Annotated in this window: 8 protein-coding genes; 5 read left to right on the top strand and 3 right to left on the bottom strand. The window is 61.8% G+C overall.

The window, feature by feature from the left end:
• The coding region (rmuC, locus tag AC1DWI_RS07305; protein WP_477724602.1) for a DNA recombination protein RmuC at positions 1–1,170 on the top strand (1,170 nt) is incomplete at its 5' end.
• A gap of 24 nt (positions 1,171–1,194) precedes the next feature.
• Positions 1,195–2,415, top strand: coding sequence for an MFS transporter (locus AC1DWI_RS07300; protein ID WP_477671027.1), 1,221 nt, complete (start codon positions 1,195–1,197; stop codon positions 2,413–2,415).
• Here AC1DWI_RS07300 and AC1DWI_RS07295 read toward each other — a convergent pair.
• From AC1DWI_RS07295 to earP, 3 genes are all read right to left on the bottom strand, one after another.
• Positions 2,393–3,256 (bottom strand): LOG family protein, encoded by an 864-nt coding sequence (locus tag AC1DWI_RS07295; RefSeq protein WP_457278831.1) that lies wholly within the window; start codon positions 3,254–3,256, stop codon positions 2,393–2,395. The two genes, AC1DWI_RS07300 and AC1DWI_RS07295, sit on opposite strands and share 23 nt — an antisense overlap.
• A 115-nt stretch (positions 3,257–3,371) precedes the next feature.
• The gene (gene efp / locus AC1DWI_RS07290; RefSeq protein ID WP_411883615.1) at positions 3,372–3,926 is read right to left on the bottom strand and encodes an elongation factor P; all 555 of its coding nucleotides are present in this window, start codon (positions 3,924–3,926) and stop codon (positions 3,372–3,374) included.
• Positions 3,927–4,043: 117 nt separating this feature from the next.
• Positions 4,044–5,189, bottom strand: coding sequence for an elongation factor P maturation arginine rhamnosyltransferase EarP (gene earP / locus AC1DWI_RS07285; RefSeq protein WP_477671026.1), 1,146 nt, complete (start codon positions 5,187–5,189; stop codon positions 4,044–4,046).
• A gap of 43 nt (positions 5,190–5,232) precedes the next feature.
• Here earP and uvrC point away from each other — a divergent pair, with 43 nt between their 5' ends.
• The 3 genes from uvrC to AC1DWI_RS07270 all read left to right on the top strand — a co-directional run.
• Complete coding sequence (gene uvrC, locus AC1DWI_RS07280; protein ID WP_477671025.1) at positions 5,233–7,227, top strand: excinuclease ABC subunit UvrC; 1,995 nt, start codon at positions 5,233–5,235, stop codon at positions 7,225–7,227.
• A gap of 141 nt (positions 7,228–7,368) precedes the next feature.
• The gene (gene pgsA, locus AC1DWI_RS07275; RefSeq protein ID WP_477671024.1) at positions 7,369–7,935 is read left to right on the top strand and encodes a CDP-diacylglycerol--glycerol-3-phosphate 3-phosphatidyltransferase; all 567 of its coding nucleotides are present in this window, start codon (positions 7,369–7,371) and stop codon (positions 7,933–7,935) included.
• 85 nt (positions 7,936–8,020) lie between these two features.
• Positions 8,021–8,389 (top strand): EamA family transporter (locus tag AC1DWI_RS07270; RefSeq protein WP_477724603.1); only part of this gene is annotated, 369 nt, incomplete at its 3' end.

Genomic DNA, 8,389 nt, shown 5'->3' with positions numbered 1-8,389 from the left:
CGGCAGGAATTGGCGACTACTTTCGCCACCTTCCAGCAAACGCTGGTGCAGCAAAGCGCCGAAGCGATCCGCACGCAGAACACGCAAATTGACGCGTTTTCGCAGCAACTCACCCTGCTGCAAAAAACGCTGTCGGATACCCTGACCACTCAGCTGCAGTCCGTCAGCGAGTCGAACGCCAGGCGCATGGGTGAAGTGCGCGAGACCCTGGAAAAACAGCTGGCGCAACTGCAGCAAACCAATTCGGCCAAGCTCGACGAGATGCGCAAGACGGTCGACGAGAAACTGCAGACGACGCTGGAGACGCGCCTGGGCGAAAGTTTCAAGCAGGTAGCCGACCGGCTCGAACAGGTGCACAAGGGCCTGGGCGAAATGCAGACGCTGGCGCAGGGCGTGGGCGACCTCAAGCATTTGCTCACCAATGTGAAAACGCGCGGCATTTTTGGCGAAGCGCAACTATCGGCGCTGCTGGAACAGGTGTTCACCGTCGACCAGTATGCGGCCCAGGTCATTACCCGCCGTGGTGGCAAGAACCCGGTCGATTTCGCCATCAAGCTGCCAGGTCGGTCTGATTCGGGTGAACCTCTGTGGCTGCCCATTGACGCGAAATTCCCGAGCGAAGACTACGAGCGCCTGCTGGACGCGCAACAGCGCGCCGATGTGCTGGGCGCTGAAATCGCCGGCAAGGCGCTGGAGACGCGCATACGGCTGGAGGCCAGGTCGATCTCCGAGAAATACATAGACCCGCCTTACACCACCGATTTTGCGATTCTTTTTTTGCCGACCGAGGGCCTCTATGCCGAAGTGCTGCGCCGGCCCGGCCTGATGGAATTCCTGCAGCGCGACCACCGTGTCACGCTGGCCGGCCCGACAACGCTGCTGGCCATGCTCAATTCACTGCAGATGGGTTTTCGCACGTTGGCGCTGGAAAAACGTTCCAGCGAAGTCTGGCAGGTGCTGGGTGCGGTGAAGACAGAGTTCGGCAAGTTCGGCGACGTGCTGGCCAAGGTCAAGTCGCAAACCGAAACCGTGCTCAACACGCTGAGCAGCGCCGAGCAGCGCAGCCGTGTCATGGGCAAAGCCCTGCGCAATGTCGAAGCGCTCCCGGAAATCGATTCTGCCCGCCTGCTTCCATTGGATCCGCTTGACAAAGACCTGGACAACATTTGATGCGCACCGCATGAGCTGTGCGTCATGACGCCTGAACTTGCACGCCTTATCGTGGCGCAGATCTGCCTGCACGCCTGCATGGCCGGCACGCGCATGGCGGCGCCCCTGCTGGCGCTGCGCGAGGGCTACAGCCCTGCGGCGGTGGGAGTGCTGCTTGCGTTGTTCGCTCTGACGCAAGTCTTCCTGGCGCTGCCGGCCGGCCGTTTCGCCGACCGGCATGGTCTCAGGCGCCCGATACGGTATAGCGTGTTCGCTGCGGTGCTGGGAGCCGGGGCTGCGGTGGCCTTTCCGGTGTTCCCGGTGCTGTGTCTGGCGGCGCTGCTCACGGGCGGCGCCACCGGCGCGGCAGTTATTTCCCTGCAGCGCCACGTGGGCCGTGCGGCGGTCGGCGCACTGGAGTTGCGCCAGGTGTTCAGCTGGCTAGCCATCGGTCCGGCGGTGTCCAATTTCATCGGGCCTTTTTCCGCCGGCCTGCTGATCGACCATGTGGGCGCCGTGCCGGGCAGTACTTCCGGCTACCGGGCGGCGTTTTTGTTGATGGCGATCCTGCCGCTGGCCTGCTGGTTCCTGGTGCGCAAGACGCGGGAGCTCCCTCCGGTGATCGCCGCCAGCGGCGGGGTGCAGCCCAAGGCCTGGGATTTGCTGCGCCAGGCCGACTTTCGCCGCCTCATGCTGGTGAACTGGTTTTTGTCGTCCTGCTGGGACGTCCATACTTTTGTGGTGCCGGTGCTGGGTTTTGAGCGCGGCATCAGTGCTTCGGTCATAGGCACCATCCTGGGATCGTTTGCGGTAGCCGCGGCCCTGATCCGCATGGTGATGCCGCTGGTGGCGGCCCATCTGCGCGAGTGGAAGGTACTGGCGGTCTCCATGCTGGCGACAGCCGCACTGTTCGGCATCTACCCCTTGATGCATTCGGCGATCGGCATGGGCCTGTGCTCCATCCTGTTGGGCCTTGCGCTGGGCATGGTGCAACCCATGGTGATGAGCATGCTGCACCAGATCACACCGGAAGCGCGCCACGGCGAAGCGCTGGGGCTGCGCTTGATGGCGATCAATGCGTCCAGCGTGGTGATGCCCATGTTGTTTGGATCTGCCGGCGCGCTGATGGGAATCGGCGGGGTCTTCTGGGTCACCGGGGCCATGGTCGGCGCGGGTTCACGCGCGGCGTGGCTGCTCAAGGACAGCATGTCTGCCCATGGCGGGCACCATCCCGAAACCGGGCCTACAGACGGTAAAAGTCCTTGATCAGGTCCCAGGCGACCTGTGCGTCGTCCACGTACTGAAAGAGCTTGAGGTCGTTGGGCGATATCACGCCTTCTTCCACCAGCATGTCGGTGTTGAGCAGGCGTTTCCAGTAGCTGCTGCCAAAAAGAATGATGGGCACCGGTTTGGCCTTGCGGGTCTGTACCAGCGTGATGACTTCAAACAGTTCGTCGAGCGTGCCGAAACCACCCGGAAACACCACAAGCGCCTTGGCGCGCATCATGAAGTGCATCTTGCGCAGCGCGAAGTAGTGGAATTTGAATGACAGCTCAGGCGGCACATAAGGGTTGGCCGCTTCTTCCATGGGCAGGGCGATCGCCAGGCCCACACTGAGCCCGCCGGCCTCGTGCGCACCCCGGTTGGCCGCCTGCATGATGCCCGGGCCGCCGCCGGTGCAGATGAAGAGCTTGGTCTCGGGCGGTTTTGTCTCGCTGTACTGCGCCACGAGCTTGCCGAAGGCGCGGGCTTTTTCGTAATAGTGGGCATTGCGGGCCAGTTTGCGCGCGCGGTCTATGGTTTCGGCATCCCCGCCTGCCTCGGCTTCGGCCACCATGGTGACGGAATCTTCCTCGCTGCGAAACCTGGCGCTGCCGAAAACGACCACGGTATTTTCAATGCCATGGGCCTGCTGTTCCAGGTCGGGCTTGAGCAGTTCCAGCTGGAAGCGGATCCCGCGTGTTTCACGCCGCAGCAAAAACTCCGGGTCGGCAAATGCCAGCCGTGAGGCGTCGGCCTCCAGCGGTGTGCCTTCCCGTGCATGGGCCTGCAGTTCAGCCCAGGCGTTGGCCAGGCGGCTGACGGATAAATCTTGTTTTTGTTCCATAAGCTTATTGTGAACGATCAGGTGGGGAGGGTGCTTTTCGGGGACTGGAGGCCGCGCAAAGCAAAAAGGCTCCGTAAGGAGCCTTTTGAGGGAGATGAAAGAGGCAGAAGCGGGATTACACGCGCTTGCGGTACTCGCCGGTGCGGGTGTCGATTTCGACCACGTCGCCTTGCGCCACAAAGATGGGCACGCCGATTTCAAAGCCGGTGGCGATCTTGGCAGGCTTCAGAACCTTGCCGGAGGTGTCGCCCTTGACGGCGGGTTCGGTCCAGGTGATTTCGCGCTGCACGCTGGTGGGCAGTTCAACCGAGATGGCCTTGCCGTCGTAGAACACGACTTCCAGTTCCATGCCGTCCTGCAGGTAATTGAGCGAATCGCCCATGTTTTCCGCTTCGACTTCGTACTGGTTGTATTCGGAGTCCATGCAGACATACAGCGGGTCTGCGAAGTAGGAATAGGTGCAGTCCTTTTTGTCGAGGACGATCTGGTCGATCTTGTCGTCGGCCTTGAACACGACTTCGGTGTTGAAGTTGGCGACCAGGCTTTTGAGCTTCATGCGCACGGTGGCGGAATTGCGCCCGCCGCGGCTGTATTCGGTCTTGAGCACCACCATCGGGTCTTTGCCGTTCATGATGACGTTGCCGGCGCGGATTTCTTGAGCGATTTTCATAGCAGTTTTACTGAGGTAGGCCGCTAAACGCTTGCACCGGTGTGCAGGTTCCGCGGCGGGTTGTGCAGGACGCCAAAGTCTGGTCGACCTTCAGGCTGTTCTGCAAAGCCTATGATTTTAACGTTTTTTTGTCACGAAACCGAGCAGCCGTGTCCCCAGGTCGTCTTGGGCCATGAGGCGGGAACGGGTCGCTTGGGCTGTTGCTTGCCAGGCCGGCAGGTCAATGGGGAAGGACGCCAGGCCGCCGACGGTGGGTGGCGACGCTGTTTTGCCGTTCCAGGCGGCGTGAAAAGCCCGCAGGGAGGGGGGCGCCTGGAGCATGTCCAGGAAGGCCTGCAGTTTGGCCAGGTGGGCGCCGTCATGCTGCGGATAGATGTGCCAGACGAAAGGCTTGCCGGCCCAAAGCGCCCGCACCACCGAGTCCTCCCCGCGCACAAAATTCAGGTCCGAGGCCCAGAGCAGGTGGTCAAAGCCGGTTTGCGTCAGCAGGGGGAGGTATGAAATTGATAGCTGCTTGCGCCCGTCCTTATTGGGCTGCAGCCGATTTTGATCGTCAAGCAGGGTGCGAACGGCATTTGCGGCACGCCCCGCAGCCACCAGCAGATGCACCGGTTTGCCCTGCAAGCCATGTTCTGAAAATTGCGCCAGCAGGCCTTCGAGCGCGGGGGGCTCATAGCAAAACAGGGACACCAGGGTTTCGCCGCCCCAGTGGATTCCGTAGGTTTTCAACCAGCCTGCGCGGTCAAAGCCTGCTTGCCTGTCCTGCAGGCCTGACTCGCGCAGCAGCCCGCCGGTACCAGCCGTGAAGCCCGGGTAGAAAAACCACTTGGTCCAGCCGGCGGCCGGACCGCTTTGTACCGGCGACGGCATGGCGTGGGAGCGCTCCACGTAGTCCTCGGCAGACAGGTATTCGAGATTGATCCATACGGGTTTTTGGCCTCCAGCCCAATGCTGGCGAGCGCAAACCGCTATGAAAACAGGAGCAACTTCACAGCCGAAGGCCTCAACCAGCACATCGCAGGGCTGCCCGGCGAGCCTTGCGGCGTCCAGGTCCAGGGGTTGTTCACCGGAGGGCCACGGAAATACCTGCACGCCTTCACAGCCCCCGGGGGCCATCCATGTCAATGCTGAGGCATCGTCCACCCAGAGCCGCACTTTTTGCCCGCGCGAGGCCAGGTCAGCGGCCAGGCGCCAGCACACACCAATGTCCCCGAAGTTGTCGATGACTTTGCAAAAAATGTCCCACTGCAGGCTGCGATTCATGAAAGGATTGTCCACAATACGGCCAGTTGCACCATTTCAGCCCATGACCAAAGCCCACGAATTTGACCCCCAACTGCTCAGCGAAGTCGCCGCGCTGCCCGCCTTGCCCGGCGTGTACCGCTACTTCGATGCGGAGGGCGGTGTACTGTATGTCGGCAAGGCGCGCAACCTGAAGAAACGGGTTTCCAACTACTTCCAGAAGAACCACGGCGGCACGCGCATTGGCCATATGGTGACCAGGATCGCCCGCATGGAAACCACAGTGGTGCGCTCGGAAGCTGAAGCGCTGCTGCTCGAAAACAACCTGATCAAGACGCTCAACCCGAAATTCAACATCCTGTTCCGGGATGACAAGAGCTACCCCTACCTCAAGCTGACAGGTGCGCGCCCAGCCGAAGAAGGTGCTGCGCCCACGGCCGCCGTCTTCCCGCGCATTGCCTACTACCGCGGCGCGGTCGAGAAGAAGCACCGCTACTTCGGCCCATATCCTAGCGCCTGGGCGGTGAAAGACACCATCTTGCTGCTGCAAAAGGTGTTCAGGCTACGGACCTGCGAAGACACGGTGTTCAACAATCGCACACGGCCCTGCCTGCTGTACCAGATCAAGCGCTGCTCCGCACCCTGTGTGGGTCATGTGTCGCCCGAGCAGTACGCGCTGGACACTGCCAATGCCGAGCGCTTTTTGCAAGGCCAGGCCCAGGACATCCTGACCGAGCTTGAGAGAAAAATGCTGGTGCATGCCGACAAGCTGGAGTTTGAGCAGGCCGCAGAGTTGCGTAACCAGATGTCGGCACTGTCCAAGGTGCTGCACCAGCAGTCCATGGAAATCGGCGGCGACAAGGACGTCGACATCCTGGCGGTGAAAGTGCAGGGCGGCAAGGCCTGCGTCAACCTGGCCATGGTGCGTGGCGGCCGCCACCTGGGCGACAGGGCGTACTTTCCGAGCCACGTGGAAAACGCCACCGACGTCGCGGCACTGGATGCCGAGATCGATGCGGATGCCAGGCTGGCAGCGCAAGCCGGGGCGGCCGGTGAAAGTGTTCCGCCGGTTCCTGCGCCCGCACCTGCGGGCAAATCCCTGGAGGCTCTGGTGCTGGAAGCCTTCATTGCGCAGCATTACATTGATGTGCCGGCTCCACCCACCCTGGTGTGCAGCGAGCCGGTGGACAAAGAGCTGATGGACGCCCTGAGCGCACAGACCGGGATCAAGGTCACGGCCCTTCACCAGCCGCGCGAGCAGCGCCGCATCTGGCTGGAAATGGCACAGAAGAACGCTGGCCTCCAGCTGGCCCGGCTGCTGGCGGAGCAAGGTTCCCAGCAGGCGCGCACGCGCGCGCTGGCCGAGGCGCTGGATCTTCCGCTCGACAACCTCGACACGCTGCGCATCGAATGTTTTGACATCTCGCACACGGCCGGTGAGTCGACCCAGGCCTCCTGTGTCGTGTTCCAGGAGCACAAGATGGTCAACAGCGAATACCGCCGCTACAACATCGAAGGCATCACGCCAGGCGACGACTACGCCGCCATGCGGCAGGTACTGATGCGCCGCTATACCCGGCTGGCTGAAGCCGCACGCAATGGGGAGGCCAAACTGCCCGACCTGGTGCTGGTCGACGGCGGCAAGGGGCAGGTGTCGATGGCACGCGAAGTGTTCGAAGAACTGGGCCTGGACCTGGGCCTGATTGCCGGCGTTGAAAAAGGGGAGGGCCGCAAGGTTGGCCTCGAAGAGCTCGTGTTTGCGGACGGCCGTGACAAGGTCTATTTAGGGCGGGATTCGGCTGCGTTGATGCTGATCGCGCAGATCCGCGACGAAGCCCACCGTTTCGCCATCACGGGCATGCGGGCCAAGCGCGCCAAGGTGCGGGTGGGCGGCAGCAAGCTTGAGGACATTGCCGGCATTGGCCCCAAGCGGCGCGCCAGCTTGTTGCAGCGCTTCGGCGGCATTCGCGGCATCGCTTCGGCCAGCGCGGAAGACATTGCCACGGTGGATGGCATTTCGAAGGACCTGGCCGAGGAAATCTACCGCGCCCTGCATTGAGGCCGCATCGGTTGCGTGCCCTGTTTCGGGCAGCAGTTCCTTGAAATTTGCTCAGATGTATTTGTGCAACRGAACGCACTGTTTTGGCGTGCTTTGCACCGCTATCCGGCACCACCGCACGGCTCATGCCAAAATCGGGGCATGTTTCTGACCATCCCTACGCTGATGACCTGGACCCGCATCGTTGCGATTCCGCTGATCGTGGGGGTGTTCTACCTGAACCTGGCGCCCACGGAGCGCAACCTGATTGCCACCGTGATGTTTGTCGTGTTTGCCGCCACCGACTGGCTGGACGGCTTCCTGGCGCGCAAGCTGAACCAGACTTCTTCCTTTGGTGCTTTCCTCGATCCGGTGGCCGACAAGTTCCTGGTCTGCGCCTCTTTGCTGGTGCTGGTGCACCTGCAGCGTGCCGACGTGTTCGTGGCGCTCATCATCATCGGCCGCGAGATCGCCATCTCTGCGCTGCGCGAGTGGATGGCCCTGATTGGCGCGACCAAAAGTGTGGCCGTGCACATGCTCGGCAAGGTCAAGACCACGGTGCAGATGATTGCCATCCCTTTCCTGCTGTTTGACGGCGTGCTGTTCGGCGTGATCAACACGCACGCGTGGGGCACCTGGTTGATCTGGATCTCCGCCATCCTGACGGTCTGGTCCATGATTTATTACCTGAAAAAAGCCATCCCGGAAATCCGCGCGCGCGCCAAGTAATCCTGCCCTTGGTGTTGCCGTTCTAAGGCTTCTGTTCTTGAGTTCTTCCTCTTCTTCATCCTCTTCCGGTGCGCTGATCCGGGCCATGCCCGCTGTGTTTGTCCTGATCTGGAGCACCGGCTTTATCGTCGCCAAATACGGTTTGCCTTATGCGCCGCCGCTGACTTTCCTGGCGATCCGCTATTTTCTGTCGATTGCTTGTTTCCTTGTCTGGATCGTGCTCGCCCGGGCGGCGTGGCCGCAAGGCCGGGCGCAATGGCTGCATCTGGCCATGACCGGCGTGTTGATGCATGCCGGTTATCTGGGTGGCGTCTGGATTGCCGTGAAGTCGGGCATGGGTTCGGGATTGACGGCACTCATTGTCGGACTTCAGCCAGTGCTGACTGCGCTGTGGGTTTCGTGGGTTGCCTCGCCCGAGGCTAACGGCGGCGAGGCCAGGGTCACCTCACGCCAG

The organism is Polaromonas sp. P3_C2, assembly GCF_056402675.1.
Note: the sequence above shows the minus strand (reverse complement) of the source record. Positions and strands in the feature narration are given on the sequence as shown.